Here is a 13,994-nt window from a genome sequence, read left to right as displayed (position 1 = left end):
AGGGGGCGCGGGTCGTGCGCGGACCCGTCAGACTCCCACGGAGGTCTTCCGGGTGGAGACGATCTGGTCGATCAGGCCGTACTCCAGCGACTCCTCAGCGGTGAGGATCTTGTCGCGCTCGATGTCGTTCGAAATGATCTCGCGGTCCTTGGTGGAGTGCTTGGTCAGCATCTCCTCCAGCTGCTCGCGCATCCGCTGGATCTCGTTGGCCGCGATCTCCAGGTCGGAGACCTGACCGCGCCCGGTCTCGCTGTAGGGCTGGTGGATCAGGATGCGCGCATTCGGCAGCGCCATCCGCTTGCCGGGGGTACCGGCCGCGAGCAGCACGGCAGCGGCGGAGGCCGCCTGGCCCATGCAGACCGTCTGAATGTCGGGCTTGACGAACTGCATCGTGTCGTAGATCGCGGTCAGCGCCGTGAAGGAGCCGCCCGGCGAGTTGATGTAGACCGAGATGTCGCGGTCCGGGTCCATCGACTCCAGGCACAGCAGCTGCGCCATGACGTCGTTGGCCGAGGCGTCGTCGATCTGCACCCCGAGGAAGATCACGCGCTCCTCGAAGAGCTTCGCGTACGGGTCGTACTCCCGCACGCCCTGCGAGGTGCGCTCGACGAAGCGCGGCACGACGTAGCGGGACTCGGGCGCGATGCCGGTGAACTCGGCCCGGGGGCCCGTCTGGAATGAGGTCATCGGGAGGTTCTCCTGAAGATGAGCTGGTGGCTGCGGTAGGGGCGGGTGCCGTACGGCGCTGTGGCGGGGCTCACGCACCCGTGCCGCCACCGCCGGGGAGCTGCGCGGCGTTGCCGTAGACCTCGTCGATGAGGCCGTACTCGCGCGCCTCCTCGGCCGTGAACCAGCGGTCGCGGTCCGCGTCGCGGGTCCACTGCTCGACGGTCTGACCGCTGTGCGCGGCCGACAGCTCGGCCAGCCTCTTCTTGGTACGCAGCAGCTGCTCGGCGTGGATCTTGATGTCGGTGGCCGAGCCCGCCAGGCCCGCGGAGGGCTGGTGGATGAGGATGTCGGCGTTGGGCAGCGCGAACCGCTTGCCGGGCGTGCCCGCGGTCAGCAGGAACTGCCCCATGGAGGCGGCCAGGCCCATGGCGATGGTGACGACATCGTTCTTGATGTACTGCATGGTGTCGTAGATCGCCATGCCCGCCTGGACCGAACCACCCGGGCTGTTGATGTACAGGAAGATGTCCTTGTCCGGGTCGGCGGCAAGGAGCAGAAGCTGGGCGGTGATCTTGTTGGCGATATCGTCGTCCACCGGCTGGCCGAGGAAAATGATGCGCTCGTCGAGCAGCCGGTTGTAGACCTGGTCGCCGAGGCCACCACCGAAGTTGGGCTCGCCGGCGGCGGAAGGCATCGGAAGCGTCACGTGTCCACCTGCTCGTGTCCGGACGGCCACGCGAAGCTGGCCGTCACTGGGGTCTTCGTCTACTGGGGACCCTAACGCGCCGGTCGTCGGCCGCCATCCCGGGCCGAGCGCATTTCGCTGTGAGCGCAGGTCCCCTCCGGGAGCCGTGCCGCCCGGGTCCGGGCCCCGGCCCCCGCGGTCCGGCTGCGCGCCGCGTGCCCTGCCTCCGCCGGGCCGTGCGCCCGGCGGGCCACTGGTGGAGCACCCGGGTGGGGCGGGACGCCGCGGGCCGCGGCCGAAGCCGAACGGGGGGCGCCCGGGCGTGCACTCGCGCGCCCCGGCGCCCCCCGTTCGTGGGTCAGGCGGGCCGGATCAGCCCTCGGCCTTGTCGGCCTTGTCCGCCTCGGAAGCCTCGTCGGCACCGGCGGGAGCCTCGGACTCCGCCGCGGCCTTCTCGGCGGCCTCGGCGCCTTCGGCGGCCTCGTCCTCGTCCTCGTCGCTCAGGTCGACGACCTCACCGTTGGTGTCCTTGACGGTGACGGCCTCGACCACGGTGGCCAGGGCCTTGCCGCGGGCCACCTCACCGACGAGGACCGGCACCTGGCCGCCCTCGACGACGGCCTGCGCGAACTGGTCGGGGCTCATGCCGGAGGACTGCGCACGGCGCATCAGGTGCTCGGTCAGCTCTTCCTGGCTGACGTTGAGCTTCTCCTTGCTGACCAGCTCGTCGAGGACGAACTGCGTCTTGATGCCCTTCTCGGCCTGCTCCTTGAGCTCGGCGTCGAACTCTTCCTCGCTCTTGTCCTGCATCTTCAGGTACGAGCCGAGGTCCAGGCCGAGCTGGCCGAGCTGGTGGTTGACCAGGTTGTGCTTGCGGCTCTCGATCTCGTCCGCGAGCAGCTTCTCCGGCACGGGGACCTCGGTGAGCTCCAGGAGGGCGTCGAGCACCTTCTCCTGGGCCTGGGTCGCCTGCTCCTGCTTCTTCTGGTCGGTCAGCCGCCTGCGGCTGTCCTCGCGCAGCTCCTCCAGGGTGTCGAACTCGCTGGCGAGCTGGGCGAACTCGTCGTCCAGCTCGGGCAGTTCGCGGGAGGAGACGCTCTCGACGGTGACGCCGACCTCGGCCTCGCGGCCGGCGCCGGAGCCGCCCTTGAGCTCGGAGGTGAAGGTCGCGGAGCCACCGGCCTCCAGGCCCGTGACGGCCTCGTCGATCCCGTCGAGCAGCTCGCCGGAACCGATGGTGTAGTCGACGCCCTTGGCGACGCCGTCCTCCAGCACCTCGCCGTCGATCCGCGCCTCGAGGTCGACCTTGACGACGTCGCCCTCGGCGGCGGCGCGCTCCACGACAGAGGTCGAGGCGAAGCGCTCGCGCAGCTGCTCGACGGCCGCGTCGACGTCCTCGTCGGAGACCTCGGCGGCGTCGACCTCGACCTCGATACCGGAGTAGTCCGGGATCTGGATCTCGGGGCGGACGTCCACCTCGGCGGTGAAGGCCAGCAGCTCGTTGTCCTTCAGCTCGGTGATGTCCACCTCGGGCTGGCCGAGCACATTGAGCTCACCCTCCTCGACGGCGGACTGGTAGAGCTTCGGAAGCGCGTCGTTGACGGCCTCCTCCAGGACGGCACCGCGACCGAAACGCTGATCGATCAGGCGCGCAGGGATCTTTCCCTTGCGGAACCCGGGCACGGTGACCTGCTGGTTGATCTTCTTGTACGCCGCGTCGAGGCTGTCCTTGAGCTCCTCGAAGGGCACCTCGACAGTGAGCCGAACCCGGGTGGGGTTCAGAGTCTCCACGGCGCTCTTCACGGTCGGTCTCCTTGGGGCTGGCATTGGGGGTCTTGCTGATTCTTGGCTGCGCCCCGTATGCATGCAGACACGACACAGGCACGCGCGTCTTTCATAGTACGTGGTCGGGGTGGCCGGATTCGAACCGACGACCTTCCGCTCCCAAAGCGGACGCGCTACCAAGCTGCGCCACACCCCGTCGGTGCGACACGTAGAGTACATGTCGTAGGATGCGGTTCGTGCCGATCCGGCCGCCGAGCCGGTTCACGCGGGCGTAGCTCAATGGTAGAGCCCTGGTCTTCCAAACCAGCTACGCGGGTTCGATTCCCGTCGCCCGCTCGTCAGCACGAAGGCCCGGCCCCCGTCGCGGGGGCCGGGCCTTCGTCGTCGCACCGGAGCGCCGCGTTGCGCGAGCAGCCGGTCACAGCGGGTGCGGGCGCCGGAGAGCGCCGCTGCCCGCGGGGCACACCTGGAGGCTTCGGGACGCCCTAGAGGCTGATCTGGTTGATGGTGTCGGCGACCGAGTCCAGGAACCGGTTGATGGACGGGGCCATGCCGGTGGAGGCGAGGAAGAAGCCGAAGAGTATGGCGACGATGGCGGGGCCGGGCTTGATGGATTTGCTCCGGATCATCACGACCAGGATGACCGCCAACAGCACGACTACGGACAGCGAGATGGCCACAACTGCTCACACCCTCATGGTCGGAACGCCTCACCCGGCCTTGGGGGTCTGCCACCGTGGCCGCACCCCCGCGCGCACAGCGCGCACCCATCGTGCCACCAACTCCCGTACGGGAGGACCCGGCTGAGGGCCCGCCGGTCTCATCATCGGGTAAATACTGATCTCCGGACGGGGGACAGTACGGGACAGTCCGGACGTACACGGCGTAGCGGGTGAGCCGTGGAGTGCTCGGAATTTCAGCCATCAATTCGGCTTGATCAATGCACGACAGCTTGACGAATGCGGTGAATGCGGCCGCGCCATGTGAACAAGATGTGCACCTGGTGCATAAAGTCCGGCACCTGGTGCCACCCGGCCCTGATCCCGTGAATTCCCGGAGAGGGCCTGCGAATTGTGTCCTCCCTCACAGGGGGTGCCCGTCGGCGACCGAAGCCCCGCCACAGCCGCCTCAACGGCCCCGTGTCACACCCCGTCAGCTCCGTTCCGCAAGCGGGGACGAATAGCGCCCGCAGAGGCGGGAAGGAGCAACGCGACGAGAAATTTACGGTTCACATGTTCAACCGCTATGGTGCGGCAGATGTTGCACGCTGGTTATGAGCGGGCGCCGCTCCCTCCCGTCCGCCAGGAGTCCCCCTCCCAGACGCCACCGGCGTCCGCGGAGCAGCCTGCGAAGACGCAGCCTGCCAAGGCGCAGAAGAAGCCAGCAGCCAAGCAGCGGGACCCGTTCTTCGACAACGCCAAGTACCTGACGATCGTCCTCGTCGGGATCGGCCACGCGTGGGACCCGCTGCGCCACGACAGCCGTACGGCAGAGGCGCTCTACTTCGTCCTCTACACGTTCCACATGCCGGCATTCATCATCATCTCCGGCTATCTGTCCAGGAGCTTCGAGGGCAAGCCGAAGCAGGTCCAGCGGCTGGTCACCGGGGTCGTCGTCCCCTACCTCGCGATCCAGTTCATCTACACCTACTTCATGCGGTGGGCCAACGACGACCCCGACCGTGAGTTCCACTTCCAGGAGCCCGGGTTCGCGCTGTGGTTCCTGTGCGCGCTGTTCATCTGGCGGCTGACCACCCCGCTGTGGAAGAGCCTGCGCTGGCCGATGCCGGTCGCCCTGGTGATCGGAGCCGCGGCGAGTGTGACGCCGAGCATCAGCGGCGACCTGAACCTGATGCGGGTCGCTCAGTTCCTGCCCTTCTTCGTCCTCGGCCTCCAGCTGCGCCCCCATCACTTCCAGCTGGTCAAGCGCAAGCAGACGCGGTATCTCGCGGTTCCGGTGACCCTGTGCACGATGGTCTTCGCCTACTGGGCCGTGCCCCGGATGTCCAAGGCATGGTTCCTGCACGACAAGGCGGCCGCCGACATGGGCGTCCCGTCCTGGGCGGGCGCCGTGATGTATCTCGCGCTGTTCGGCTGCGGCCTGGTGATGACGGCCTGCTTCCTGTCCTGGGTGCCGCGTCGCCACATGTGGTTCACGGCGCTGGGTGCCGGCACGCTGTACGCGTACCTGCTGCACATCTTCTTCATCCAGGGCTCGCGGCAGTTCGACTGGTACGAGATGGACTGGGTCGACCACCCGCTCAGCCGCGTGGCCATCACGCTGCTGGCGGCCGTGATGATGACGGTGCTGTGCACTCCGTGGGTGACCCGGCTGTTCAGGTTCATGATCGAGCCCAAGATGGACTGGTTCTTCAAGCGGGACCCGGGTGCCATGGCCCGCCGCAGGGAGTCCGGCAAGCCCGTCTCCCACCGCAAGAAGTAGCCCGCCCCCACGGCACTTCCCGGCCCTCTCCCGCAAATGCGTGAGGGGGCCGCCTTGTTGGTCCCTCCTCGCCTTCCCCCGGCTCCGTTTCGCACATCCGGACAGGGGGTGATCCGTGGCCGCCCGGGTTGCCGCGCTCGTCAGTCGCGGCAGATCAGCAGCAGCGCCCGGTCGTCGTTGACGTCCCGTGCCACCGACTCGATCAGGTGCCAGGCGGCGCCGTGGAAGCTGGAGGCGACGTAGCGGTCGGCCTCGCCCGTGAGGCGGTCCATGCCCTCGGTCAGATCCCGGTCCGCGGTCTCCACCAGCCCGTCGGTGAAGAGCATCAGCACGTCCCCGCGCCGCAGCGTCCCCTTGACCGGGTCGAACTCGGCACCGTCGTACACGCCCAGCAGCGGGCCCTCGGCGGCCTTCTCCTCCCATTTGCCGGAGCCCGCGTTGAGCTGCATCGCGGGCACGTGCCCCGCGGACAGCAGCTCGTAGTCGCCGCTGTCCAGGTCGAGGACGAGGTGTACGGAGGTGGCGAAGCCCTCCTCCCAGGACTGGCGCAGCAGATAGCCGTTGGCGGCCGGCAGGAAGGCGTGCGGCGGCAGGGAGCCCAGCAGTCCGCCGAAGGCCCCCGAGAGCAGCAGCGCCCGGGAGGCGGCGTCCATGCCCTTGCCGGAGACATCGGTGAGGACGAGCTCCAGGGTGCGGCGCTCGGGTCCGGTGCGGGCCGCGACGACGAAGTCCCCGGAGAAGGACTGGCCGCCCGCGGGGCGCAGGGCCATCTCGTGGTGCCATCCCGCGGGCAGCTTGGGCAACTTGCTCTGCACCCGGATGCGTTCCCGCAGGTCGAAGAGCATGGTGCCGCCGCGCCGCCAGGGCACGCCGACGCGGCTGCGGAACTGGGCGATGAGCAGCCCGGAGAGCCCGGCCGCCGCCACCACCAGGATGGTGCCCGGTGTGACGCTTCCCGCGCCGCCGGCCGGGTCCCAGGGCCTGAGCAGCAGCGACTCCACCATGAGACCGATCGCGGCGGCGGCGTACAGCGCCAGCAGGCTGGCGGGCCGCAGCAGCAGGCCGCCCGCGATCAGCGGCAGCACCAGTGCCTCGGGCGCGAACCACAGCGGATCGAGGACGGTGGCGCACGCCAGCGCCGGGACGGTGAGCAGGAGGCCGGCCAGCGCCACCCAGTCGGAGGCACCGCCTCTGAAGTAGTCGACGGCAGACTTGCGCAGGTTTGTACGGACCCGGTGCCAGGCCTTGTACGCCTGGTGCGACCGGGCCGTCGCTGCTGAGATTCCCGCGCGGCGTTCCGCCATGCTCACGGAGCCTAGCCACCCCCTTGGCAAGCCGTCGATTCCCGGCACTGGCCGGGGGGCGTACGGGCGGTTGCCGCGCACAGGGGGCGGCGCGCCCGCGGACAAAAACGTTCGCCCGCGTTCGAACTGCCTGCTAGTGATGGCGGTATGACAAGTGAGCCCCGGGTTCTCCGGCCGTCGGAGTGGGACACCTGGTACGGCGCGCTGCTGAGCGCGTTCGCCTCCCAGGACACGTCCGAGGAACATGAGCTGTACCGGTCGCTGACCGAGGTCGAACGGTCGATCGGAGTCTGGGACGAGGACCGTCCGGTGGCGACGGCTGGACTGCTGTCCTTCCGGATGACGGTGCCCGGCGGCGCGGTCGTCCCCACCGCCGGGGTGACGATGGTCAGCGTGGCGCCCACCCACCGCAGGCGCGGTCTGCTGTGGGCGATGATGCGGCGCCAGCTGGACGATGTGCGTGCGGCGGGCCAGGAGCCGCTCGCGGTGCTGACCGCCTCCGAGGCGGCGATCTACGGCCGTTTCGGGTACGGGCTGGCCGCTCGCTCCCTCTCCGCCCGTATCGACACCAGCAGGGTCGCGCTGGAGCTGCCCGAGCGGACGGCGGCCGAGGCCGACGCGCTGCGCCTGCGCCAGTCCGACGAGGCCGCGTCGCTGCTCGCCGAGTGCGAGGCCGTCTACGCGCGGACGGTGCCCCGGCGCCCGGGGATGCTGCAACGGCACGCCGGCTGGGAGCGGATGCCGCTGCTCGACCCCGAGCGCAGCCGTGCGGGCGCCTCCCCGCTGCGCTGTGTGGTGGTGCTGCGCGACGGTGAGCCGGTGGGGTACGCGCGCTACGCGGTGAAGCTGCGCTGGACGGAGACGGACGCCTCGGACGGCGAAGTGCACCTGCGGGAACTGGAAGCCCTCGATCCGGCCGGATATGCCGCCCTCTGGCGGTTTCTGTGGGGTATCGACCTGACGACGTCGATCGTTGCCGAGAACCGGCCGCTTGACGATCCGTGGCTGCACCTGGTGAACGACCCGCGCCGGTGCGGAACGGCCGTCGGGGACTCGCTGTATCTGCGACCGGTGGACGTCGGTGCCGCACTGGCGGCGCGCTGCTATGCGGCGCCGGTGGACGTGGTGCTGGAGGTCGAGGACGCGTTCTGCCCGTGGAACACCGGGCGCTGGCGGCTGTCGGGCGACGAGAAGGGGGCGGTGTGCGAGCCGACCCGGGACGCCGCCGACCTGTCCCTGTCCGTACGGGAGCTGGGCCGCGGCTACCTGGGCGGTACGTCGCTGACGGCGCTGGCGGGTGCCGGTCTGGTGGACGAGAAGCACCCCGGCTCCGGGGCGCTGCGGACGGCGGCCGCGGCCTTCGCGAGCGAGACGGAGCCGTGGCTGCCGCACGGGTTCTGAGAGCGGCACCCCGCGCTCCAAGGCCCTCTCAGCGACGCTGGCAGGTGGGGCACCAGAAGAGATTGCGGGCCGCCAGCTCAGCGGTGGCCACGGGCGTGCCGCACACCAGGCAGGGCTGAGCCGCCCGCCGGTAGACGTAGACCTCACCGCCGTGGTCGTCCACGCGCGGCGGGCGTCCCATGGCCTCGGGGGTGTGCTCGTCCCGCACGGTGTCGATGCGGTTCTTCCGGACCCCGTCGGTCATCAGCGCGACCAGATCCGCCCAGATGGCCTCCCATTCGGCACGGGTGAGATCGCGTCCGGCCCGGTACGGATCGATCCCGTGCCGGAACAGCACCTCGGCGCGGTAGACGTTGCCCACTCCGGCGACGATCTTCTGGTCCATCAGCAGCGCCGCCACGCTGGTACGGCTCCGGGAGATCCGTGCCCAGGCGGCCTCGGGGTCCGAGGCGGGGCGCAGCGGGTCGGGCCCGAGCCGGTCGCTGACCGCCTGCTTCTCCGGCTCGGTCAGCAGCTCGCAGCGGGTGGGCCCGCGCAGGTCGGCGTAGTGCAGCAGCCCCGCGTGCGGCAGCGGGCCCGCGGGGTGCTCGCCGGCGCGGGTGGCCAGGCGCAGCCGGATCTGCCCCACAGGCGCGGGCGGTGGCCCCTCGCCGAAGCGGAAGGTGCCGTACAGGCCGAGGTGTATGTGTACCCAGCCCAGCGGTCCGAAGCCCAGGAACAGGTGCTTGCCGTGCGCCTCGGTCGCGGTCAGCGCCGCGCCGTCGAGCAGCGCGGCGCCGTCGGCGAACTTGCCCTGCGGGCTGGAGGCGTCCAGCGGGTGTCCGGCGAACCGGTCCGCGACATCGCGCGCGAGCCGGTGGATGGTATGGCCCTCGGGCACGGCTCAGGGCTGGGGGTGGTGCGCCGGCACGGGCGGCAGCTGACCGGTGCGCTCGTAGTCGGCGAGCATCCCGATGCGGCGCTTGTGACGCTCGCCCTCGGAGAAGGGCGTGTTCAAGAAGGTCTCCACGAAGGAGACGGCCTCCTCGGCGGTGTGCATCCGGGCGCCGACACTGATCAGGTTGGCGTCGTTGTGCTCGCGGGCCAGCGCGGCCGTCTCGGTGCTCCACGCCAGGGCGCAGCGGGCGCCGGGGACCTTGTTGGCGGCCATCTGCTCGCCGTTGCCCGAGCCGCCGATGACGATCCCGAGGGAGCCGCTGTCGGCGACGGTGCGCTCGGCGGCGCGGAGGCAGAAGGGCGGGTAGTCGTCCTCGGCGTCGTGGATGTGGGGGCCGCAGTCGACGGGCTCATGGCCCGCGGCCTCGAGCCACTCGACGAGGTGGTTCTTCAGTTCGAAACCGGCATGATCGGAGCCGAGGTACACGCGCATGGGGGAGAGTGTGCCATCCCCGCCCGGCGGCCGGCCGCGCAGGGCGCGGCCCGGAGGGTAGTAAAAGCTGCTTCTCAGCCAAACGGCACTGTTTCCCCGATGTTCCGTAGGCAACAATCGGGATTCACCTCTTCCATAGGGGGCGGTAAGGGCCGTTACATGTGATCGCTCGATTCAAGAACGACGCATAGGAGCCGGCTGCCCCATGAGTTCTCAGCACACCCCGCACACGTCGGGGGAGCCGCCGCAGTCACCCCGGAACGGCGGTGACGGCCTTCAGGCGGGCCTCAAGAACCGCCACCTGTCCATGATCGCCATCGGCGGTGTCATCGGCGCCGGGCTCTTCGTCGGGTCCAAGGCGGGCATCGCGGACGCGGGCCCCGGCATTCTGCTGTCCTACGCACTGGCCGGGCTGCTCGTCGTCCTGGTGATGCGGATGCTCGGCGAGATGGCCGCGGCACACCCGACCTCCGGTTCGTTCTCCACCTACGCCGATCACGCGCTGGGCCGCTGGGCCGGGTTCACCATCGGCTGGCTGTACTGGTTCTTCTGGTCGGTGGTACTGGCTGTGGAGGCGACGGCGGCCGCGGAGATCCTGGAGGGCTGGGTGCCCTCGGTACCGCAGTGGGGCTGGGCCCTGCTGGTGATGCTGGTGCTGACCGGCACCAACCTGATCTCCGTCGGGTCGTACGGCGAGTTCGAGTTCTGGTTCGCGGGGATCAAGGTCGTCGCGATCATCGCGTTCATCGCCGTCGGTCTGATCGCGTTCACCGGACTGCCGCCCGCCGACCACTTCGCCGGCGCCGAGAACCTGACCGGGCACGGCGGATTCCTGCCCAACGGGCCGGGAGCGATCCTCTCCGGCATGCTGCTGGTGGTCTTCTCCTTCATGGGCAGCGAGATCGTCACCCTGGCCGCCGCCGAGTCGCCGAACCCGGTCACCGCCGTCCGCAAGGCCGTCAACAGCGTGATCTGGCGGATCGGGCTGTTCTACATCGGCTCGATCTTCGTGATCGTCTCGCTGCTGCCCTGGGACGCGAAGGCGATCGCCACGGACGGCCCGTATGTGGCGGTCCTGGATATGCTGGACATTCCGTACGCGGGCACGGTCATGGACGTCGTCGTACTGACCGCCGTGCTCTCCTGCCTGAACTCGGGCCTGTACACCGCCTCGCGGATGGCCTACTCGCTGGGTGAGCGCAAGGACGCGCCGGCCGCCTTCGGCCGTACCAACAGCAGGGGCGTGCCCACCGTCGCGATCCTGGCTTCGGTGGCCTTCGGGTTCGTCGCGGTCTTCTTCAACTACATCGCCAAGGACACCGTCTTCGAGTTCCTGCTGAACTCCTCCGGCGCTGTCGCGCTCTTCGTCTGGCTGGTCATCTGCGCCTCGCAGCTGAGGATGCGGCGCCGGATCGAGCGGGAGACCCCGGAGCGGCTGACGGTGCGGATGTGGCTGTACCCGTATCTGACGTGGGCGACCATCGGCCTGATCGTCTTTGTGATCGGCTACATGTTCACCGACGACGACGGGCGCACCCAGATGATCCTCTCGCTGGCCGTCGCGGCCGTGGTGCTGGTGGCGTCGCTGATCACGCACCGGGGCCGGCGGGGCGCCGGCGCTGCGGTCGTCGCGCCGGAGGGCGCCGAGCCGCAGGGCAAGGGGCCGCAGGCCGCCGGGGCGTCCGTACCGGAGCCCGCCGCCGAGGCGGATGCGGTGGACGCCGCGGGCGAGCCGGAGTCCTCGCGCCGCTGACCTCCGCGACCTCCGCACACGCGTGAGGGCCCGGCGCAGTGCACGCCGGGCCCTCTCCAGGAGCGGGGCCGAGCCCTCACGGGCGGGCAGATGTCAGCCCCTGCGGCCCGCGAGCTTCCAGGCGGCGGGCAGCGCGCCCATCGCCAGCGCTGCCTTGACGGCGTCACCGACCAGGAACGGCACCAGTCCGGCGGCGACCGCCTCACCGGCCGACATCCCGGTGGCGAGCGCCAGGTAGGGGACGCCGATCGCGTAGGTCACCGCCATGCCGACCGCCATCGTCCCCGCCGTACGCAGCGCGCCGCGGTCGCCACCGCGGCGGGCCAGCGCACCCACGGCGGCGGCGGCCAGCATCATGCCGAACACATAGCCGAGCGAGGGCATCCCGGCCCCGGCCGAGGCGTCCGCGAACCACGGCACCCCGGCCATCCCGGCCACCGCGTACAGCGCCAGCGCCAGGAAGCCGCGTGAGGCGCCCAGGCCCGCGCCGACCAGCAGCGCGGCGAAGGTCTGGCCGGTGACCGGCACCGGGGAGCCCGGGATCGGCACCGAGAGCTGGGCTGCTGTACCGGTCAGCGCGGCACCGCCGACAACGAGTGCGACATCCCGGACGCGGGCGCGAGCGGCGCTGGAGGCGGGCAGCAGATCCGCGAGCACGGCTCCCGGACGCGGCGTGGCTGCGGAGGTGAGGGCACTCATCTGGCATCTCCCTGAAGTGTGCGAGCTGGTAGGAGCAGGCACGGGCGCGCAGGACGACGGCCTCGTGCCCGACGACGCTAGCCGAATCGACTCGTGCGCCGAGCGTGAGCGGGGCGTGAGGTTGGCGACAGTACGGGCGCGCGCGGGCCCTCCTCACCCCCGTTCACCTCGGCACATCCCGTTCGGCGGCGGTCCGCCGGCGAAAAAGGGCTGTCCGCAATGCGGAAACCGCTGCACGATTATTGCCGCTCGGGGGCGCCTCCCCAAGACTGGGCCCCCGGCGGTACCCCAGCAGTCTCCCCGGATGCTGGGGGGACACGAAACCGCTCTGTTCCCGCTCACCACTTCGAACACACCAGGAACGGCCACTGATGACGCGCACCGAGACCTCCGACGCGCCACACTCCCCCGACGGGCCGGCCCGGCCCGACGGACCGCCGGACGGCACCGACCCCTCCCGTCGCTCCCTCGCGCACGGCCTCAAGCAGCGCCACCTCTCCATGATCGCGCTCGGCGGCGTCATCGGCGCCGGGCTCTTCGTCGGCTCCGGCGCCGGCATCGCGGCGGCGGGCCCCTCGATCGTCCTCGCGTACGCCGCCTCCGGCGCACTGGTGATGCTGGTGATGCGGATGCTGGGCGAGATGTCGGCAGCGCGCCCGGCCTCCGGCTCCTTCTCCGTCCACGCCGAACGCGCCCTGGGCCCCTGGGCGGGCTTCACCGCCGGCTGGATCTACTGGACGCTGCTGTGCGTGGCCATCGCCACCGAGGCGACGGCGGCAGCCAAGATCATGACCGACTGGCTGCCCGCGACCGACCAGTGGATGTGGGTCGCGCTGTTCATGCTCGCCTTCTGTGCCACCAACCTGGCGCAGGTCCGCAACTTCGGCGAGTACGAGTTCTGGTTCGCCGCGATCAAGGTGCTGGCCATCACCGCGTTCCTGGTACTGGGCGTGCTCGCGATAGCCGGGCTGCTGCCGGGCACCGACTCGCCGGGCAGCAGCCATCTGACGGGCGACGGCGGCTTCTTCCCCACCGGCACCGACGGGCTCATCGTGGGCCTGCTCGCCTCGGTCTTCGCCTTCGGCGGCCTGGAGACGGTGACGATCGCGGCGGCCGAGTCGGAGAAGCCGGTCTCCGGCGTCGCCAAGGCGGTACGCACCGCGGTCTGGCGGATCGCGATCTTCTACGTCGGCTCGATGCTGGTGATCGTCACCCTGATCCCGTGGCACGACAAATCCGTGCTCTCCGGCCCCTACGCCGCCGTACTGGACTACATCGGCATCCCGGCCGCCGCGCAGATCATGAACGTGGTGGTGCTGATCGCGCTGCTGTCCGCCATGAACGCCAACATCTACGGCGCCTCGCGGATGTCCTACTCGCTGGTGGAGCGCGGCGAGGGCCCGGCCTTCCTCAACCGGGTGAGCGCGCAGGGCGTGCCGCGCTACGCGGTGATCGCCTCGTCCCTCTTCGGCTTCGTCGCGGTGCTGCTGAACCTCCTGTGGGAGAAGACGGTCTTCCAGTGGCTGCTGAACATGGTCGGCGCCGCCACGCTGGTGGTGTGGGGCTTCATCGCCGTCTCACAGCTGATCACCCGCCACCGGCTGGAGCGCGAGGCTCCGGAGAAGCTGGTGGTGCGCATGTGGCTCTTCCCCGGGCTGACCATCGTCGCGCTGGCGGGTATCGCGGCCGTGCTGCTGCTGATGCTGCGCGAGGGCGACACCCGCACGCAGCTGGCCTTCACCGCGGGCCTGACGGTGGTACTGGCCGCCGCCGGTTACCTGCGGCAGCGCCGGAAGCCGCGTACACCGCTGCCTGAGGACTGACGGCTGCCGGGTGCTGGGCTGCCCCCGGGCTGCCGGGTGCTGGGCTGCCGGGCTGCATGACCGC

12 protein-coding genes and 2 tRNA genes are annotated in these 13,994 nt (G+C 70.3%); 5 read left to right on the top strand and 9 right to left on the bottom strand.

The window, feature by feature from the left end:
• Positions 1-27: 27 nt before the first annotated feature.
• The 4 genes from JW592_RS02340 to JW592_RS02325 all read right to left on the bottom strand — a co-directional run bounded on the left by JW592_RS02340 (position 28) and on the right by JW592_RS02325 (position 3,335).
• Positions 28-687: an ATP-dependent Clp protease proteolytic subunit gene (locus JW592_RS02340; RefSeq protein WP_209263156.1), complete on the bottom strand. Its 660-nt coding sequence runs from the start codon at positions 685-687 to the stop codon at positions 28-30.
• Between the two features lie 70 nt (positions 688-757).
• On the bottom strand, positions 758-1,363 hold the full coding sequence (locus JW592_RS02335; RefSeq protein WP_209238803.1) for an ATP-dependent Clp protease proteolytic subunit: 606 nt from the start codon (positions 1,361-1,363) through the stop codon (positions 758-760).
• Positions 1,364-1,726: 363 nt separating this feature from the next.
• A complete protein-coding gene (tig, locus tag JW592_RS02330) occupies positions 1,727-3,157 on the bottom strand; it encodes a trigger factor (RefSeq protein WP_209263155.1) in 1,431 nt (476 codons plus the stop codon).
• Positions 3,158-3,258: 101 nt separating this feature from the next.
• Positions 3,259-3,335, bottom strand: a tRNA-Pro gene (locus JW592_RS02325).
• Positions 3,336-3,404: 69 nt separating this feature from the next.
• On the opposite strand from JW592_RS02325, the gene JW592_RS02320 reads away from it, so the two are divergent.
• A tRNA-Gly gene (locus tag JW592_RS02320) sits at positions 3,405-3,475 on the top strand.
• Positions 3,476-3,624: 149 nt separating this feature from the next.
• Here JW592_RS02320 and JW592_RS02315 read toward each other — a convergent pair.
• Positions 3,625-3,819: a hypothetical protein gene (locus JW592_RS02315; protein WP_209263154.1), complete on the bottom strand. Its 195-nt coding sequence runs from the start codon at positions 3,817-3,819 to the stop codon at positions 3,625-3,627.
• Between the two features lie 565 nt (positions 3,820-4,384).
• Between JW592_RS02315 and JW592_RS02310 the strand changes: the two genes are divergently transcribed.
• Positions 4,385-5,581 carry an acyltransferase family protein gene (locus JW592_RS02310; protein WP_209263153.1) on the top strand — a complete coding sequence of 399 codons (1,197 nt, stop codon included), beginning with the start codon at positions 4,385-4,387 and terminating at the stop codon, positions 5,579-5,581.
• 140 nt (positions 5,582-5,721) lie between these two features.
• Here the strand turns inward: JW592_RS02310 and JW592_RS02305 are convergent, their stop codons facing one another.
• Positions 5,722-6,885 carry a PP2C family protein-serine/threonine phosphatase gene (locus tag JW592_RS02305; protein WP_209263152.1) on the bottom strand — a complete coding sequence of 388 codons (1,164 nt, stop codon included), beginning with the start codon at positions 6,883-6,885 and terminating at the stop codon, positions 5,722-5,724.
• 147 nt (positions 6,886-7,032) lie between these two features.
• Between JW592_RS02305 and JW592_RS02300 the strand changes: the two genes are divergently transcribed.
• Entirely contained in the window at positions 7,033-8,286 is a 1,254-nt protein-coding gene (locus JW592_RS02300; protein WP_209263151.1) for a GNAT family N-acetyltransferase, read from the top strand.
• Between the two features lie 28 nt (positions 8,287-8,314).
• Here JW592_RS02300 and JW592_RS02295 read toward each other — a convergent pair whose 3' ends face one another.
• Positions 8,315-9,166 (bottom strand): Fpg/Nei family DNA glycosylase, encoded by an 852-nt coding sequence (locus tag JW592_RS02295; protein ID WP_209263150.1) that lies wholly within the window; start codon positions 9,164-9,166, stop codon positions 8,315-8,317.
• Positions 9,167-9,169: 3 nt separating this feature from the next.
• The gene (locus tag JW592_RS02290; protein WP_209263149.1) at positions 9,170-9,655 is read right to left on the bottom strand and encodes a ribose-5-phosphate isomerase; all 486 of its coding nucleotides are present in this window, start codon (positions 9,653-9,655) and stop codon (positions 9,170-9,172) included.
• A 205-nt stretch (positions 9,656-9,860) separates the two neighbouring features.
• On the opposite strand from JW592_RS02290, the gene JW592_RS02285 reads away from it, so the two are divergent.
• The gene (locus JW592_RS02285) at positions 9,861-11,408 is read left to right on the top strand and encodes an amino acid permease (protein ID WP_209263148.1); all 1,548 of its coding nucleotides are present in this window, start codon (positions 9,861-9,863) and stop codon (positions 11,406-11,408) included.
• A gap of 93 nt (positions 11,409-11,501) precedes the next feature.
• On the opposite strand, the gene JW592_RS02280 is transcribed toward JW592_RS02285, so the two are convergent.
• Positions 11,502-12,107: a biotin transporter BioY gene (locus JW592_RS02280; RefSeq protein ID WP_209263147.1), complete on the bottom strand. Its 606-nt coding sequence runs from the start codon at positions 12,105-12,107 to the stop codon at positions 11,502-11,504.
• A 371-nt stretch (positions 12,108-12,478) separates the two neighbouring features.
• Here JW592_RS02280 and JW592_RS02275 point away from each other — a divergent pair, with 371 nt between their 5' ends.
• Positions 12,479-13,930: an amino acid permease gene (locus JW592_RS02275; RefSeq protein WP_209263146.1), complete on the top strand. Its 1,452-nt coding sequence runs from the start codon at positions 12,479-12,481 to the stop codon at positions 13,928-13,930.
• The last annotated feature ends 64 nt before the right edge of the window (positions 13,931-13,994 follow it).

Source organism: Streptomyces spirodelae (assembly GCF_017676385.1).
Taxonomy (GTDB): domain Bacteria; phylum Actinomycetota; class Actinomycetes; order Streptomycetales; family Streptomycetaceae; genus Streptomyces; species Streptomyces spirodelae.
The sequence above is the reverse complement of the archived record's forward strand: the minus strand, read 5'-3'. Positions and strand labels throughout refer to the sequence as shown.

Coding starts and splice junctions, on each gene's coding strand:
- JW592_RS02290 (WP_209263149.1), bottom strand. CDS start 9,655: ATGCGCGTGTACCTCGGCTCCGATCATGCCGGTTTCGAACTGAAGAAC.
- JW592_RS02300 (WP_209263151.1), top strand. CDS start 7,033: ATGACAAGTGAGCCCCGGGTTCTCCGGCCGTCGGAGTGGGACACCTGG.
- JW592_RS02335 (WP_209238803.1), bottom strand. CDS start 1,363: ATGCCTTCCGCCGCCGGCGAGCCCAACTTCGGTGGTGGCCTCGGCGAC.
- JW592_RS02340 (WP_209263156.1), bottom strand. CDS start 687: ATGACCTCATTCCAGACGGGCCCCCGGGCCGAGTTCACCGGCATCGCG.
- JW592_RS02285 (WP_209263148.1), top strand. CDS start 9,861: ATGAGTTCTCAGCACACCCCGCACACGTCGGGGGAGCCGCCGCAGTCA.
- JW592_RS02280 (WP_209263147.1), bottom strand. CDS start 12,107: ATGAGTGCCCTCACCTCCGCAGCCACGCCGCGTCCGGGAGCCGTGCTC.
- JW592_RS02310 (WP_209263153.1), top strand. CDS start 4,385: ATGGTGCGGCAGATGTTGCACGCTGGTTATGAGCGGGCGCCGCTCCCT.
- JW592_RS02305 (WP_209263152.1), bottom strand. CDS start 6,885: ATGGCGGAACGCCGCGCGGGAATCTCAGCAGCGACGGCCCGGTCGCAC.
- JW592_RS02275 (WP_209263146.1), top strand. CDS start 12,479: ATGACGCGCACCGAGACCTCCGACGCGCCACACTCCCCCGACGGGCCG.